We start from the raw sequence: 16835 nt of genomic DNA, 5'->3' as shown, positions 1-16835 counted from the left end.
TCTGCCTTTTACGCGAAAAACGGGACAGACATGAGGAGAATTGTCAGTCCCTATTTTCGCTCTCATCTTCTCGTGAGCGAAGCGAACGTCTCCGACGTCCTCTTTCTCGGTTTTTACAGCGACCAGCGGGGTTTCGTTCTTAAGCGTTCAGCGGCTCCTAGCCCGCGAAGCGGAACTGGCCACCGAAGGTGACTGGCCTGCGCAGCAGACTGGCATGTTTTTTTGCGGCATTGCGTCCCGGCATGATCTTTGCCGGCATTGCGTCTTATGTTCTACAGTAAAATCACTCTTAACGGTCTTCTCGGAGGACGGAGAACCGTTGACGGTCGACCTGATAAGGCCTCCTGCTGAAGGCTGCCTTGCGACCTGGCGTGGTCTTCGCCAGCCTTGCGTCCCGGCATGATCTTTGCCGGCATTGCGTCTTATGTTCTACAGTAAAATCACTCTTAACGGTCTTCTCGGAGGACGGAGAACCGTTGACGGTGGACCTGATAAGGCCTCCTGCCGAAGGCAGCCTTGCGACCTGGCGTGGTCTTCGCCAGCCTTGCGTCCACTGATGCTCTTCAGTGCCTTGCGTCCCGGTATGATCTTTGCCGGCATTGCGTCTTATGTTCTACAGTAAAATCACTCTTAACGGTCTTCTCGGAGGACGGAGAACCGTTGACGGTGGACCTGATAAGGCCTCCTGCCGAAGGCTGCCTTGCGACCTGGCGTGGTCTTCGCCAGCCTTGCGTCCACTGATGCTCTTCAGTGCCTTGCGTCCCGGTATGATCTTTGCCGGCATTGCGTCTTATGTTCTACAGTAAAATCACTCTTAACGGTCTTCTCGGAGGACGGAGAACCGTTGACGGTGGACCTGATAAGGCCTCCTGCCGAAGGCTGCCTTTCGTCCCGGTATGATCTGATAATCCATACGCAGACTCTGTGAAGAACATTTCTCTTATTTGCCTGCAATGTGCTAGATTGTGACATATAGATACTTTTTATGTTAAGCGAAAGGAATGTCCGCCATGAAGGAGTTCGTTGCTTCAGCTATTCAGTTCGAAGTTGAGCCTATGAATATTGAGAGAAATTTAGAAGTTGCGTATCAATGGATAAGCAGATGTGTAAAGGAAAGCGCAGCATCATTGATTGTATTACCGGAGAGCTTCACGACGGGTTTCACTCCGACAGGAAGTGCATGCGAGCTTTGGGACGTGGTCGATAAAATCCCCGGTCGTCTCACGAATGAAGGACTCAAATGGGCGAGTGAGTTTAACATTTATATTTGCTTTCCCACTTACGAGCGTGGCAAGGAGCGTGGAATTATATACAATAGCGCTGCCGTCCTCGGTCCGGAAGGGATTCTAGGCGTCTATCGGAAGACTCATCCTTTTCCGACCGAAAGGTTGGCTGCCGGCGGATGGACTACTCCGGGAGTCGATCCACTTGTTGTCTCTACCCCAATCGCAGAAATCGGGGTAGTCATTTGTTATGACGGTGACTTTCCCGAACTGGCAAGAGTTACCGCGCTAAAGGGTGCAGAGGTGGTTTGCCGACCATCGGCATTCTTGAGAACCTACGATCAGTGGGAACTCACCAACAGGGCAAGAGCTTATGATAACCATGTTTTCTGGATTGCGTCTAATCTAGTAGGAAAAGACGCAAGCGGAGCGAATTTCTTCGGGTCGTCTATGATTGTCCATCCATCGGGGGCGAAGATTGTTCAAGCGTCGGGGTGTGAAGAGTATATTTCTGCCAGACTGAATAATGATCCAATAAAGAAGATTACTCCTGGTTCTTCGAGAGATCAAATTTTCGACCACCTTGAGGATAGAAATCTAGATTCCTACAAAGGCATTCTGACAGAAGGAAAGAGCGCCTTCGAACCTTCAAAAAGAATTCCATATGGGAGGAGATAGTCTTGTCAAAGCCCCTTGAAGGTCTCTTTGTTCTAGATCTTACGCGGGTACTTGCCGGACCTTTCTGCACAATGCTTCTCTGTGACATGGGTGCTACCGTCGTGAAGGTGGAACGACCTGACGGCGGAGATGATTCAAGATCGTTCAGCCCTTTTGTCGGGGAGGAAAGTGCTTATTTCATGAGCATAAACAGAGGAAAGAAGAGTATCACTCTCAATTTGAAGACAGCCGAAGGAAAGAATCTCCTCGAAAGACTGATCGAGAGAGCGGATGTGTTGGTAGAGAACTTCAGGCCGGGTGTCTTCGAGAAACTTGGCTTTCCTGACGAAAGACTGCGTGAGATTAATCCCAGACTAATTTACACATGTTCATCCGGTTTTGGACACTCCGGTCCCATGAGCAGAAGAACTGCTTATGATCTGATTATTCAAGGACTTAGCGGAATGATGAGTATCACAGGTCCTGACGAAGAAAATCCGACAAAGGTCGGAAGTTCAATCGCAGATATTTTCTGCGGAACATTCGCATGTATCGGGATCCTCGCCGCACTACAGAGCCGTAATGTCAGTGGAAGAGGGCAAATGGTAGATGTTGCAATGCTTGACAGTATGGTCGCTGTCTTAGAAAACGCCATCGCTAGATATGCGGCAACCGGGGAGGTCCCCGTCCCAATTGGAAACAGGCACCCATCGATTGCGCCGTTCGCCTCTTTTGAAACTCTTGACGGCAAAATCAATATCGCCGTAGGGAATGATGGCATCTGGAACAAGTTCTGCAAAGCAATTGGCAGGTCGGACATTTGTGATGACCCAAGATTCGCGAGTAATCCCGCTAGAGTAAAGAATATTTCCGAGTTGATGGAAATAATCAGTGAACAGCTCAAGAAGAAAGGATCTGAGGAATGGCTGAGCGACTTTGAGAAACTGGATATTCCTTCCGGAAAGATAAACAACGTTGCCGACCTATTTGAAGACGGGCAGATAAAAGCAAGAGAAATGATCGTTGAGGTTTCCCACAGAAGCGGAACAGTCAAAATGCCGGGTGTTCCAATAAAGTTCTCGGAAACCCCCGCTTCTATTTCCGGTCCGGCACCTCTACTTGGAGAGCACAATAGCGAGATCTATATTGGAATGCTTGGAATTAGTGTCCAAGAGATGGACGCCCTTAGAGAAAACGGGGTAATATGATCCATCTATATCCATTCGAGAGAAGTTTCGATTGGAATGAGGAGATCGGCAGTCTCACGGTCAAGCGCACTTATAGTACCGTAGTGAATCTGAAGAGTGATTCTGGAAGGAGATGCTCTCTTCTCCTGAAGACAGAGGATTACCTTCCCCGATCGGCATTGATCGAGGCCCTTCCAGCACTTGAGAAGGGTCAGGAGATTGTTGTTAATTTGAAGTACGTAGCAGAGGGGTTCGATCCAAATTGCCCTATAGATTCTCCAAAGGTTAAGTGGAAGGACCTGTGGTTGGAATGGTTGGGATTTTTGGAGCAAGAAGAACTTGCGGTTCTGCTCGATAAAATCGATAAGCCCGAGAAAATGATCGGTTTGGGGCCCGGTTCGACTCCGGCCGGTGACGACTTTGTTGTCGGCTTGATCATGGCTTTCAAACTCACCGGCAACGATAGCAATGAAGTGGAAATTGATCGCAATACACTTGTTGGGAAGACAGAATGGTTCTCATCCGAGATGATAAGAGATGCTCTCGATGGGAAGTTTTGGAGACGAGGGATTGAGCTGGCCCATGCTCTTGCAGGAGATGATGTTGCCAAGATCCTTGAGAAGACAGGAAAGATCTTGGAGTGGGGTCATCTGTCGGGAAAGGCCTGGCTTGCAGGATTAGCGTATGGTCTTGAACAGAGTGGAGTCTATTAGGCTCGATCCAAGAAGGGCTGTTTAAGTTAGTCTTTTGATTTGAATCAGCTCTAGTGGTGAAGGCTGCTAATGGAGGTTCCAATGAAGAGAATAGAGGTTTTGAAAGGCGAGTACTATGATAGCGTTACCCTGATGTTGGTTGCGAAGGAACTCAAGAAGATTGAAGGAGTTGGTGATGCAGCTCTAAACATGGCGACAGAAGCAAATATAAGTATAATGAGGGCGGCCGGCTTCGAAGTAGAAAACGATTTTCTTTCGCCCGATGATCTTCTTATTGGAATTGACTTTAAAGGCGAAGGAATTGAAAAGCTCTTTGAAGCAGCTCGTTCCTATCTTGCTCGTCCTCCGTGGAGAAAGGAAGAGAGAGACGCAGAATACTCACCAGTCACACTGTCAGGAGCTCTGACTGTGTTGCCGAAATCGAATCTTGCGCTGATATCTCTTCCCGGCAGATACGCAGCGGCTGAAGCAATGAAGGCGTTGAAGAGAGGCCTGAACGTCATGCTCTATTCCGACAACGTCTCAATTGAAGAGGAGATTGAACTCAAGCAATTCGCCGAGAAGAACGATCTTATCGTTATGGGTCCCGACTGCGGCACAGCGGTCATCAACGGAAAAGGTCTTGGCTTTTCGAACGTATGTCCAACCGGTTCGATAGGAATTGTAGGGGCTTCGGGCACCGGTCTTCAGGAAGTCATAGTTCAACTTAGTAGGAGGAAGCTGGGCGTGAAACACGCAATAGGAACCGGTGGAAGAGACGTAAGGAGTTCAGTGGGGGGGATATCCTTTCTGAGGGCCATAAAGGAACTGTCTGAGGATTCTGAAATCTCGATCATTGCTGCCGTAGGGAAACCACCCGCTCCTGAGATAAGGAAGAAGATACTTGAATCTCTAAAAGAATCAGGTAAGCAGAGCGTGATCTGCTTCATGGGGGATGCTTCTCGGAAAGACGAAGAAAGTCTTTTCTACACGACCCAACTCGAAGAGTGCGCCGTAGTTGTCGCTGCTCTTAATGTTGGAGGAGACGCGACTCTTGCTAGAGAAAAGCTCAGAGCTGAGTATGCAAAAGTGTCTGGAAAGAGTTCTACCGGAGAATTGTCCGGGAGATATTTGCGAGGCCTTTTCACGGGTGGAACTCTTTGTTATGAAGCGCAGTATATTGCTAAGTCATACATAAATCCAATCTATGGAAATGCTCCATTGAGAAAGGATCTGAAGCTTGAGAATAGTCTGAAACCAGTTGGGCATTCCTTCATAGATTATGGTGAGGACGAGTTCACACAGGGCAGACTGCATCCAATGATGGATCCTTCGTTTAGAGCTGAACAGCTGAAAAAACAGTCGGAGGATTCTTCGGTAGCCGTTATCTTATTCGATGTTGTTTTGGGATATGGAAGCGCTGAGAACCCTTCTTCGGATTTGGTCGAGGCGATTAGGTCTGTTAAGAGAGAGATAAAGCCGGTCTATGTAGCCTATGTGTGCGGAACAGATAGAGACCCTCAAGATATTGAAAAGCAGCGGTCCCTGCTGGAGAGTGTAGGCGTCATTGTCTGCGAAAGCAACGCGAGGGCCGCGATACTGGCTGCTAACATCCTTTCAAGAAAGGAGCGTTGACTATGTCCTTCAAAGAATTACTAGAAGACGGGCCGAAAGTTGTTAATCTTGGAATGGACAGATTCTACCTTGATCTTATCGATCAAGAGGTTCCTGCAGTCAAAGTCAACTGGAGACCTCCTCTGGTGAAAACTTCGCTCATGGAGAAATTGAAGAGGCTGAGAGGTGATGACGTTGAATAATACTGAACAGGCAAATTCAGTAGCATTAGAGAAGCTTTTGGGAGCCGAACCACAGATCGTTGATCTAGGTCTTGCCAAAGACGTTATACCTGGCTTCGGGGAGAAGATGATACTTCATGCGGGTCCTCCCATAACCTGGGAGAGGATGTCGGGACCAATAATCGGCGCCGTAACGGGTGCGATCCTTTATGAAGGCTGGGCAGATACTCCCGAGAAGGCCAAAGCCTTCGCGGCAGAAGGCAATATCTCGTTCGATCCATGTCACCACCACGATGCTGTTGGCCCGATGGCGGGAATAGTATCGCCAAATTTGCCAGTGTGGATTATTGAAGAAAAGAACTCCGGAAAGAAGAGCTATGCAACTCTAAACGAAGGACTCGGGAAAGTCTTGCGCATGGGTGCCTTCAGCGATGAGGTCATCGAAAGACTTCACTGGATGCGCGAAGTGCTCTATCCCGTTCTTAAAAGCGGAATAAGAAGATACGTTTCAGACACCGGTGGCCTCAGTTTGAAGAGCCTCATTTCCCAATCCCTTCACATGGGAGACGAACTCCACAATCGCAACAGGGCAGCCACCTCGTTGCTAATTCGATCTCTCGTGCCTTCACTTATAGATGCGGAGAGCGATAATCCCGATCTTTCGAGGGTCGTCAGGTTCATGGCCGGCAACGATCATTTCTTCTTGAATCCAGGAATGGCTGCGGCAAAAGTTTCGTTGGACAGTGTTGGCTATGTTGAGGGCTCCAGTATGCTGACAGTAATGGCGCGGAATGGGACGGATTTTGGAATACAAGTGGCCGGTCTTAAGAAGAGATGGTTTACGTGTCAGGCCGCTCTTCCAGATGTTCTGCTCTTTCCTGGATTCACAAGGGAAGATGTTAATCGTGACATTGGGGACAGCGCAATAATGGAGACTTATGGGGTTGGGGGTTTTGCCCTGGCTGCGGCCCCTGCGATCGTCCAGTTTGTCGGTGGTACTCCCCAAGACGCGCTGAATTACACAAAAGAGATGTATGAAATCTGTGTTGGAGAGAACAAGCATTTCACAATCCCCTCGCTAAATTTCCGGGGAACTCCGACCGGTATAGATCTTATCAAAGTAGTCGAGACCGGTATTACACCGATCCTGGACACGGGTGCGGCTCATCGAGAGGCCGGAAAAGGACAGGTTGGTGCAGGAATAGTAAGGATGCCGTCTGAAGCATTTGTGAAGGCGGCAGAAGCCTTCGTCGAGGAGTATTCCAAATAAAGGAGGTAAACTATGGTACCTAAGAACTGGGACAAGATCAGGATCTATGAGCTATCTCAACCGATCAGCCATCTCACGCCCCCATGGCCAACTTACGAGCCTCTACAAATAAAATTCTTCAAGAGGCTGGCCCCAAATGGAGCGAACGGGCAGTTATTGACTCACTCCAACCATGTCGGGACCCATCTGGACGGTTCTCTTCACTTCTGTACTCACGGAAGAGACATTGCAAGCATACCTCTGAATGAGCTCGTAGCTCCGGGAGTTATCGTGGATCTTTCAGACATTGCGGAGGATTATGGAATCTACACATCAAAGGATATTGAAGATAGGGTTGAGGTCAAGGAAGGAGATATTCTTATAATCAACACAGGATACCACAAATATGCCTTTGATCAGCCGGAAGCAGACGAAGTTAGATACATGATCAAGCATCCGGGGCCGACCAGAGAATTTGCCGAGTGGTGCAAGAAAAAGAAGATAAAGTGGATTGGAGTCGACTGCGGCTCGGCCGACCATCCGATGAACACGAAGATTCGCGACTGGATGCCTGTTCAGGCAAAAGAGTGCGATCGATATATGCAGAAAAAGTATGGAAAATCTCTTCAGGAGATTTTCCCTGACGAGGACTACCAGCTTATGCACGTGCTTCTCTTCCCGTACGACATAATACATGCCGAGAATGTCGGTGGAGAGATCGATAAGATATTGAACAAGAGAATGGTTATTGGCTGTTTCCCATGGAGATTCGTTGGTGGAGAATCTTGTATAAGCAGGATCGTAGCTTTCGATGAAGAGGAATAAATACATTTGAAAGAGTGGCGATAACGGATGCATGATTTCGTTCTTGAAAGACCGCGCTCGATCTCGGAAGCTTTAGACATTCTCAAAAATCATGGAGAGAAGGCTATTCTGAAGAGCGGCGGCACGGATGTCATTGTCTGGCTGCACAAGTCGCTTAAGGAGCCGGAATACTTAGTAGATCTGACTTCGATCGACGGGCTCAGAGGAATAGTGATAAACGATGACAACATAGAGATAAGAGCGCTTGTAACGCTAAATCAGGTTATCGAAGACAACACAATGAACCGGTACTTTCCGGCCCTGGTACAGGCCTGTAAAGCGCATTCCGATCCTTTGATCAGAAACCGCGCTACTGTGGTAGGCAATATCTGTGCCGCGGTCCCTTCCGGCGACATGATAGCGCCTCTGATGTGCTATGAAGCTAAGGTCGAAATCGTGGGATCGAAAGGCGCCAGGGAAGTTCGGATTTCTGATTTCATAACCGGGCCTAAGAGGACTTCCCTGAGTCAAGAGGAAATCGTAACAGGTATAAGAATTGCGATTCCATTTGTGGAAACAAACGGTTGCTACCTTAAGGCAATTAGGAGAGAGGCTCTCGATATTGCTCAGGCTGCAGTATGCTGCACCCTTCATAAGGGTGACAGGCGGGAGTTTAGAATCGCTTTCTGTGCCGTCTCACCCCGACCGCTGAGAGCAGTTGAGTCCGAGAAGCTACTAAACTCTTCCAGTATCATCGACGACAGCATTATTGAAAACGCTGCAAGGCTTGCTGCGGAGGCAGTCAACCCCATTACTGACGTGAGAGCTTCGAGAGAATACAGGATTGATATGATAAGAGAACTGACAAGAAGAGCAATATCGATTTGTCTAAGAGGTCCAGCGGAAGAAGGTGGTCCCAGATGAAAGACAAATACGTGATTCTGACGATCAACGGTCGAAAGACCACTCTGGTAGTTGAAGATAGAACGACTCTTCTTACCGCTTTGAGAGAATACGGAGTCACTAGCCTCAAGAGAGGTTGTGAAGAGGGCGAGTGCGGTGCATGCACCGTAATCATGAATGGACTTCCCCAGAAGTCATGCCTAATACTGGCGCGAGAAGCCGAAGGGGCAGAGATCCTTACTGTGGAGGGGCTTGTGGAGAAAGGGAGACTTCATCCAATTCAGCAGGCCTTCATAGATGAAGGGGCGATTCAGTGTGGTTACTGCACACCCGGTATGGTGATGACAACATACGCTCTGCTATCGAAGAATCCATCGCCAGAAGAGGAGGAGATCAGAGAAGCCCTTTCGGGAAACATTTGCAGATGCACAGGTTACCTGTCAATAATCAGGGCAGTAAAGAAGAGCGCCGATATTCTCTCCGGAAAGGCAAGAGGAGGTGAACTGCGTGAAGACGATTAAGACGAAGACAGGAATTGGAAAGTGGTTACCCAGAAAGTACGATCTCCAAAAGGCAGAAGGCACACTTCAATTTGCCGACGATCTCCGATTCGGTCCGGAACTGCTTCACGCATCAGTTGTTCGTTCATCTGTGGCTCATGGTGAGATTATCGACATCGATTACTCTGAGGCTTTGAAGATGCCTAAGGTCTTGAAGGTCATTGTTGGCGAAGACTTTCCACATCATTTCGGACTGTATCTTAAGGATAGAACCCCAATGGCCATCGGCAGAACAAGATACGTGGGAGAACCGGTTGCACTAGTCGTCGCAGAAACGGAAGAGGACGCGAGAGAAGCAGTGAAGAAGGTGAGGGTTACATACAAAGAACTTGAGCCGGTCTTTGATCCCGTCAAGGCGGCAACCACTAACTCGGTTCTTGTTCACCCTGATCTTCATAAATACGAGCACGTAGACTTCATTACTCCTCAGCCAAATACCAATATTGCCAACTGGTTCAGAATAAGAAAGGGAGATACCGAAGCGGCCTTCAAAAACGCCTCGCATGTTTTTGAAGAGACAATAACCTGCCCTCAGATCGCTCACGGTTTCATCGAGACATTCTGCTCGATATGTAAACAGGATCCCGGGTCCGGAGAAATCACTATCTGGACAAGCGCCCAGTCGGCCTTCACGGTGAGAGATATTATCGCCAAAGGCATCAACTATCCTCTGCATAAGATCAGGGTGATCGCTCCGCCAATAGGCGGAGGTTTTGGTGGAAAGGCTGGAATGACAGTCGAGGCCCTATGTCTTGCCGCCGCCATGGATGAAGATCTAATGGGAAGGCCGGTGAAGTTGTTTATTCCAAGAGAAGAGATCCTCTTGAGTTCGTGGGTCCGACAGGGGTTTGTTGCGCGAATCGAGCTTGCCGTTGATGAAGATGGTTTAATGCAGGGAATCCGCAACACTTTCTGGTTCGATACGGGGATTTCTGCGGAGTATGGAGCCAATCCGGTCAGAAGTGCTGGATATACTTCGATGGGAGCATACAACATTCCGAACGTCTGGGCAGATTGTTATGCGGTATATACGAACAAGCCCTTTGGAGGAGCTTACAGGGGCTTCGGCCTACCGGAACTCATGAGTGCTCTTGAAGTCGTAGTAGATATCGTCGCTCATAAATTGAAAATCGATCCAGTTGAGTTTAGAAAGAAGAACCTGCTTTTGAAGGGGCAGACAACGTGTACTGGAATGCCCATGCACGATCATGCACTTGACAAGATAATCGACAAGGTAGCCAAGAAGATAGATGTTCTCAAAGATGAGCCGCCTACCAGAGAAGGCTGGAAAAGAGGAAAGGGAATAGCTCTGGCTATCAAGGCACCTGCAACGCCCGCCGATGCTTCGTCGTCTGCAATCGTCAAGCTCAACGGAGATGGAACCGTCGAAGTTCTTGCGGCAACGATGGATATGGGTCAGGGGACATACAGCGCCTTTGCCCAGATAGTCTCCGAAGAACTCGGAATTCCATACGACTGGATCAAAGTCTATTATCCCGACACTCAAAGTCATCCTTACGATTGGCAAACAGTCGCCAGCAGATCCTGCTGGTCAATGGGAATGGCCGTGAAAAGAGCGGCCAGCGAACTGAGAGAGAAGCTCCTTGCGCTGTTTGCCGAATACTGGCAGACACCAGTCGAGAACATAAGTATAGAGTACGGAGTCGTCAAGTGTCACAAACTTGGGAAGAGCGAAAGAATTGACGAAAGAGTTCAGAACGGCTTCAAAATGCCAGATGGAATTCTGAAGGGCGGCCCGATAATCGGAAGCGGCTCATTTACGCCGCCTGATTTGATCTATCCCGATCCAGACACCGGCCAGTCTCCCAAGAGTGTCGCTCACTTCACTCTAGGTGCCGTGGGAATAGATATGGAAGTCGATCCGGCGACTGGGAGGATCGTGATAAACAAAGTCTGTGCTGGTTACGATGTCGGCAAAGCTATCACTCCAATAAACATCAAGGGTCAGATTGAAGGAGGAACCGTTCAGGGTCTCTCGGCCTGCCTGATGGAAGGTATGACGTACGATGAACACGGCAAATTGCTCACTCCGGACTTCACGGACTACAAGATCGCCACAATAAAGGACGCTCCCGGCGAGATCGACGCCTTTTGGGAAGAGACCCCTGAAGAGATCTCTCCGTACGGCAATCGCGGCGTGGGCGAGCATTCGATGATCGCTCCCGCTCCTGCAACAAACAACGCGTTATTCAGAGCGACGGGAATGAGAATTCACAGCTATCCGCTAAGCAGAGAGAGGGTTTACAAAGCACTAAAGGCAAAAGAGAAGGGTGAGACGGATTTCTGGGAATGGCCCTATGCTCTGGATCTGGCATATGAGCGCGCAAAGAAGGAGTGGTGAGACGAGATCTATTTCTCGTGTGTCTTGACTTTTTGACATAAACGGAATCAGTGAGGCATCAGTGGAAATGCTAGTGCCTTTGTAATCACATGCATCAAAGGATTTGCTTGACAAGTCCGAAATGTATTGTATTATATTATCTATAAGAGAAAGAGAAGCTTTGAGAAGGAGAAGAAGTCTATGCCTAATTCTAATGCAGAGCCGGGGATTACAGAGTAAAAGGCTTTTCCGGGACAGATTACTTGTCCGCTTTCTTCACACATACTCTTCATGTTATTTTGTTCTTAAAACAAATATTGACAGAAACGTTCATAATTGAATCAACTTGTTTGATGAATACTTCAAGACAGGAGGAGACGAAGTATGCCAAGGTTTGAAGAAGTAGACCTTAAACGTCCTGCAGCCGAGAGAGAAGAAGAAGTACTCTCCTATTGGCGAGAAGACGATCTTGCGACAAGAAGTGTAACAGAAAGAGAAGGAAGCCCCGAGTTCGTGTTCTTCGAGGGACCTCCAACGGCTAACGGGATGCCCGGAATTCATCACGTTATCTCAAGAACGTTGAAGGATGCTGTCTGCCGTTTCAAGACGATGCAGGGATACCAGGTTAGGCGAAAAGCCGGCTGGGATACCCACGGTCTTCCTGTAGAAATCGAAGTTGAAAAGCAGCTTGGCTTCTCCTCGAAGCAGGAGATAGAAGACTTTGGCATAGAAAAATTCAATCAGAAGTGCAAAGAATCTGTCTGGAAGTACGAAAGCCAGTGGAAAAAGATGACCGAGAGAATCGGTTACTGGATAGACATGGAACATCCTTATGTAACGATGAACAACGACTACATTGAATCTGTCTGGTGGATTCTCAAGCAGTATTTCGATAAAGGCTACATCTACGAAGGCCACAAGATTATGCCTTATTGCCCGAGATGCGGGACCCCTCTAGCCTCTCATGAGGTTGCTCAGGGCTATAAGGACGAAACGATAGATTCTATCTATGCAAAATTCCGACTCAAGGGAAAGGACAACGAATACTTCATAGTCTGGACAACGACCCCTTGGACACTGCCATCTAACGTCGCTCTTGCGGTCAATCCGGAGTTCAACTATGTTAAAGCCGAGGTTACGCTAGATACAGGAGAAATTGAGTACTACTATTTGGTGAAAGAACGTCTGGGCGCGTTGCTTGGCGAGGAAAATAATTACAAGATCGTCGAGGAATTGAAAGGGAAAGATCTTGTCAACCTCGAATACGAGCAGCTTATACCTTTTGCAAGTGTAAATAAAAAGGCCTTCTTCGTCGTTTATGGAGACTTTGTTTCTCTGGAAGACGGTTCGGGTATCGTCCACATGGCTCCCGCCTTTGGGGAAGATGACAATATCCTGGGAAAGAAGTTTGATCTTCCGTTGCTTCAACTTGTCGACAAAGAGGGCAAGATAACGGAAGAGGTGACACCTTGGGCCGGGATGTTTGTAAGAGATGCCGACCCTCTGATTACGAGGTATTTGAGAGACAACAACCTCTTGTTCAAAAAGGAGCGTATGACTCACTCCTACCCTTTCTGCTGGAGATGTGACACTCCGCTTCTGTATTACGCGAGAAAATCCTGGTACATAAAGACCACGGAATATCGGGACAAGATGGTCGAAGTGAACAACTCTGTCAACTGGTATCCGAAATTCGTTGGCGAAGGCCGTTTTGGGAACTGGCTCGAAAACATGGTAGATTGGGCGCTCTCGAGAGATAGATATTGGGGAACTCCTCTCAACGTGTGGAAGTGCGACGACTGCGGAAAGTTGGCGTCGGTTGGATCTAGAAAAGAACTCGTTGAGAGAGCTGTAGAAGATATCTCGGAGGATATCGAGCTTCATCGCCCTTACGTTGACGACGTTCATCTCAGATGCGAATGTGGCGGCCAAATGACGAGAACTCCCGAGGTCATAGACTGCTGGTTTGACTCCGGCGCTATGCCTGTAGCTCAGCATCACTATCCCTTCGAGAACAAAGAAAGCTTCATGGGAGAACTCTTTCCGGCCGACTTTATCTGTGAAGGTATCGATCAGACAAGAGGCTGGTTCTACTCGCTGATGTCGATTTCCACGTTCCTTTTCGGCCAGTCACCTTACAAGAATGTTCTTGTCAACAACCTCGTATTGGACAGGACTGGTCAGAAGATGTCCAAGTCAAAGGGAAACACGGTAGATCCTTGGGAGATAATCGACAAATACGGCGCGGATACCCTTAGATGGTATCTTTTGGCGGTCTCACCTCCATGGGTTCCGACCAAGTTCGATGAGGATGGGGTCAAGGATACATATAGCAAGTTCTTCGGGACTTTGAATAGTGTGTTCTCCTTCTTCACTATGTACGCCAACGTAGACGACGTTGATCCGGGTGAATTCGAACTGCCGGTTGCGGAGAGGGAAGAAGTCGACAGATGGGTAATCTCCAGGCTTAATACTCTAGTGAGGGAGGTTACAGACCTTCTGAGCAATTATGATCTCACAAAATCAGTACGGGCCATTCAGGATTTCGTCGTCGAAGAGGTATCGAACTGGTATGTGAGAAGGACGCGAGACAGATACTGGACGAGTGAGCTTGATACCAGCAAGAAGGCCGCATATCTGACGTTGTATGAGGTGTTGTTGACAGTAGCGAAACTGATGGCGCCCATTGCTCCTTTTACGGCCGAAGGAATTTTCTGGAATCTAACGCACGGAGAGAAGGAGTCAGTGCATCTCGAACTTTATCCAGTGGCCGATGAAAGCTTGATCGAGCCGGATCTTGAGAAGAGAATGGCCACAGTTATGGACGTCGTGACTCTAGGAAGGGCATGTAGAAACAAGGTACAGATTAAGGTCAGACAACCGCTACCTAAGATACTTGTTGACGGAAACATCAGGAAGATAGTCGAGTCGATGCGGGAGTTGATCCTGGAAGAGATCAATGTGAAAGACATAGAGTACATCGAGGAACTTGGAGACTACGTTAACTACGAAGTGAAACCTAACTTCAGAGTAATGGGTCCGAAGTTCGGAAAAGAACTGAAGTCTATCGGAAACGCTCTCAGATCAATGAAACCTTCGGAAGTTGTTACTAAAGTTAAGCGTGATGGCAAGATAGAGGTCGAAGTTCAAGGAAAGCTCTTCGAATTGAAGGAAGAGGACCTCGATATAAGAATCCAGGAGCTGGAAGGCTTCACTTTTGAGATGAGCAATGGCAACTTTGTGATACTCGATACCGAACTTACTCACGATCTGCTGCAGGAAGGGCTTGCAAGAGAGATGGTGTCGAAGATACAGACAATGAGAAAGGAAGCTGACTTCGAAATTACCGACAGAATAAGAGTAGCTTTTTCGGGACCGGATGCTCTCGTCAATGCTATAGAGAGTTTCAAAGACTACATAAAAGAAGAGACTCTGTCTGACACTATTGATTTTGATGAGAGTCTTGACAACGGAACAGAGTGGAATCTCAATGGGCACAATACTCTGATTAGAGTAAAGAGAGTCTAGGCGAAAAATGAGAAAACCGGGAGTATATGCTCCCGGTTTTTTCTTTAGGGTAAAAGCAATTTATACCGTCAGTTTAACAATGATAGCCGGATCGAGAATCCTGAAGGTGAATGATTCCGATATGAAGAGCTCAACCTCTTCGTCCGTGTGACTCTGATAACCTATCTCGAAATCTCCACCGATGACCATTTCAAGGTCATCATGATCCTTCGGAATAAGCAGCGCATCCTTCACCACTCTGCTGACAACGATATCTGCACCCAGGAAGGACTCGATTCTCTTAACTAATGGGTAACCGGAAACATGTGAATTCAGTATCGCCATTGTTTTAGGATTCACGATGAGAACGAACGGTCCGTCAACGAAATTGTCCTTCAGAACCTGGACGGCCTTCGAAAGTGATTCAATTATTTCATTTGGCTTTGAGCCCAAAGGAATCGGTTCATTTTCAGCCGACTCGACAATTCCTTCGACCGTTGCTTTTTCATATCCGTTGTAGATAACATTCTCTTCGAAGAGCGCTATCTGCTTCGCAGCTTCCTCAAGAGGTCCAAGGTCGGAATCCTTCGCTCCTCTCTCAATATCATCCATCTGCCAACGAACCAGCTTGAAGGGAACTCTTGCCTCTATGAGAGGCTTTGCCTTTCTAAGACCGACGCCTACCTCTCCTTCTCTTTCGAGAATCTTGATTCTTCCTTCCGGAACGAAAGAATACTCCCATCCCTTCGGACCAACAATGTTGACCACTTTTCTTGCGGAGAGATAACTCTTGAGAACCTGTTTCGCTCTTTCGTTTATTTCTTCCCACGCCTCGCTTGACAGTGGCGCTAATTGTCTCTTAAAAAGATCCATGGCAATCACTCCCTATTTCATCTTTCCGATGTTCAATCCGCCGTTATCAGAACCTTCTCCGGCTTCTTCAACTTCGGTAATCGGCGCCTTCGTGAATAGATATGTCTTAAGTTCGTCATCCCAGCCATCCATATTCCTGCGGAGCCATTCCAGAGTCATACATGCATGTTCGATCTCTTCATCTCTATTGTGTGCCATTACAGATTTGAGTTCAGCATCTTCGGTTACATCTACCCTCTGGTTATACCAGTCAACGGCCTCGATCTCTTCCTTAAGGCTGTTAAGAGCTCTAGAAATGTCTCTCGCCTTTTCGCTTAGCTGTTCAAACGGTTCATGATAATTGCTCATATTCGTGCCTCCTTGTCAAGTTAATATGTTTCCCATACCATCATTAACTATTTTATCATACTTTAAATTGTAACATAGCAAACTGCTGGTGACATGCCAAACGTTGACCGGGGACTGTCCTCCGTCCTCTGAGATCAAGAGCAGGAGTGATTCTACTGTAGAACATAAGACGCAATGCCGGCAAAGAACCTTTGAAGAAGTGATGCTGCTGCGCAGGAAGTGATGCCCGGAAGACCATCCGGGGAAGTGAGGCCGACTTCGTCGGGAAGTGATGCTGGCGCTTGTGCGCCAGGAAGAAGAGGAAGAGCCGGTGGTTGAGTTTTTGATCTGTGATCTGATTCGAAATCATGCAGGTCTTGTAGGGGCGAACGGCCGTTCGCCTTTTACGCGAAAAACGGGACAGACATGAGTGGAATTGTCAGTCCCTATTTTCGCTCTCATCTTCTCGTGAGCGAAGCGAACGTCTCCGACGTGCTCTTTCTCGGTTTTTACAGCGACCAGCGAGTTTTTGTTCTTAAGCGTGAAGCGGTTCTTGAATGCGAGATCCCGTGCAGGTACCCTGAACAGGATCTCATCAGGGCAGGCGCTACGCGATGACAATTTAAGATGACTGTGCAGTTCTCTTGTAGGGGCGAACGGCGGTTCGCCCGAAAAAGGTCCTGGTCGGAATCTCTGCCTTTTACGCGAAAAACGGG

At 48.0% G+C, this 16835-nt stretch carries 14 protein-coding genes; 12 read left to right on the top strand and 2 right to left on the bottom strand.

From position 1 onward, the window contains the following. The first annotated feature begins 1010 nt into the window (after positions 1-1010). The 11 genes from Y697_RS06800 to ileS all read left to right on the top strand — a co-directional run bounded on the left by Y697_RS06800 (position 1011) and on the right by ileS (position 14940). Positions 1011-1901, top strand: coding sequence for a carbon-nitrogen hydrolase family protein (locus Y697_RS06800; protein ID WP_121550897.1), 891 nt, complete (start codon positions 1011-1013; stop codon positions 1899-1901). Between the two features lie 2 nt (positions 1902-1903). Then, positions 1904-3088, top strand: a complete 1185-nt coding sequence (locus tag Y697_RS06795; protein ID WP_121550896.1) for a CaiB/BaiF CoA-transferase family protein — start codon at positions 1904-1906, stop codon at positions 3086-3088. After that, positions 3085-3780 carry a DUF2877 domain-containing protein gene (locus Y697_RS06790; RefSeq protein WP_121550895.1) on the top strand — a complete coding sequence of 232 codons (696 nt, stop codon included), beginning with the start codon at positions 3085-3087 and terminating at the stop codon, positions 3778-3780. Before Y697_RS06795 ends, Y697_RS06790 begins: the two co-directional genes overlap by 4 nt. Positions 3781-3861: 81 nt before the next feature. Then, positions 3862-5394 carry an acyl-CoA synthetase FdrA gene (gene fdrA / locus Y697_RS06785; RefSeq protein ID WP_121550894.1) on the top strand — a complete coding sequence of 511 codons (1533 nt, stop codon included), beginning with the start codon at positions 3862-3864 and terminating at the stop codon, positions 5392-5394. A gap of 2 nt (positions 5395-5396) precedes the next feature. Further along, entirely contained in the window at positions 5397-5576 is a 180-nt protein-coding gene (locus Y697_RS06780; protein WP_121550893.1) for a hypothetical protein, read from the top strand. Further along, complete coding sequence (locus tag Y697_RS06775; RefSeq protein ID WP_372962683.1) at positions 5569-6825, top strand: DUF1116 domain-containing protein; 1257 nt, start codon at positions 5569-5571, stop codon at positions 6823-6825. Before Y697_RS06780 ends, Y697_RS06775 begins: the two co-directional genes overlap by 8 nt. 12 nt (positions 6826-6837) lie before the next feature. Then, positions 6838-7629 carry a cyclase family protein gene (locus Y697_RS06770; RefSeq protein ID WP_121550891.1) on the top strand — a complete coding sequence of 264 codons (792 nt, stop codon included), beginning with the start codon at positions 6838-6840 and terminating at the stop codon, positions 7627-7629. A 27-nt stretch (positions 7630-7656) separates the two neighbouring features. Beyond that, positions 7657-8532, top strand: coding sequence for a xanthine dehydrogenase family protein subunit M (locus tag Y697_RS06765; protein ID WP_121550890.1), 876 nt, complete (start codon positions 7657-7659; stop codon positions 8530-8532). Next, entirely contained in the window at positions 8529-9032 is a 504-nt protein-coding gene (locus Y697_RS06760; RefSeq protein WP_121550889.1) for a (2Fe-2S)-binding protein, read from the top strand. The genes Y697_RS06765 and Y697_RS06760 overlap by 4 nt, the downstream gene beginning before the upstream one ends. After that, complete coding sequence (locus tag Y697_RS06755; RefSeq protein WP_121550888.1) at positions 9019-11433, top strand: xanthine dehydrogenase family protein molybdopterin-binding subunit; 2415 nt, start codon at positions 9019-9021, stop codon at positions 11431-11433. The genes Y697_RS06760 and Y697_RS06755 overlap by 14 nt, the downstream gene beginning before the upstream one ends. Positions 11434-11796: 363 nt before the next feature. After that, positions 11797-14940, top strand: a complete 3144-nt coding sequence (gene ileS, locus Y697_RS06750; RefSeq protein ID WP_121550887.1) for an isoleucine--tRNA ligase — start codon at positions 11797-11799, stop codon at positions 14938-14940. Between the two features lie 60 nt (positions 14941-15000). Here ileS and Y697_RS06745 read toward each other — a convergent pair whose 3' ends face one another. Together Y697_RS06745 and Y697_RS06740 are read right to left on the bottom strand one after the other, a co-directional pair. Continuing rightward, positions 15001-15792 carry a family 1 encapsulin nanocompartment shell protein gene (locus Y697_RS06745; protein WP_121550886.1) on the bottom strand — a complete coding sequence of 264 codons (792 nt, stop codon included), beginning with the start codon at positions 15790-15792 and terminating at the stop codon, positions 15001-15003. A 12-nt stretch (positions 15793-15804) separates the two neighbouring features. Then, entirely contained in the window at positions 15805-16140 is a 336-nt protein-coding gene (locus Y697_RS06740; RefSeq protein WP_121550885.1) for an encapsulin-associated ferritin-like protein, read from the bottom strand. Positions 16141-16587: 447 nt separating this feature from the next. Between Y697_RS06740 and Y697_RS14630 the strand changes: the two genes are divergently transcribed. After that, positions 16588-16737, top strand: a complete 150-nt coding sequence (locus tag Y697_RS14630; RefSeq protein ID WP_183083747.1) for a hypothetical protein — start codon at positions 16588-16590, stop codon at positions 16735-16737. Positions 16738-16835 lie beyond the last annotated feature (98 nt).

This window comes from Mesotoga sp. BH458_6_3_2_1 (genome assembly GCF_003664995.1).
In the GTDB taxonomy this organism is placed as follows: Bacteria; Thermotogota; Thermotogae; order Petrotogales; family Kosmotogaceae; genus Mesotoga.
Note: the sequence above shows the minus strand (reverse complement) of the source record. Positions and strands in the feature narration are given on the sequence as shown.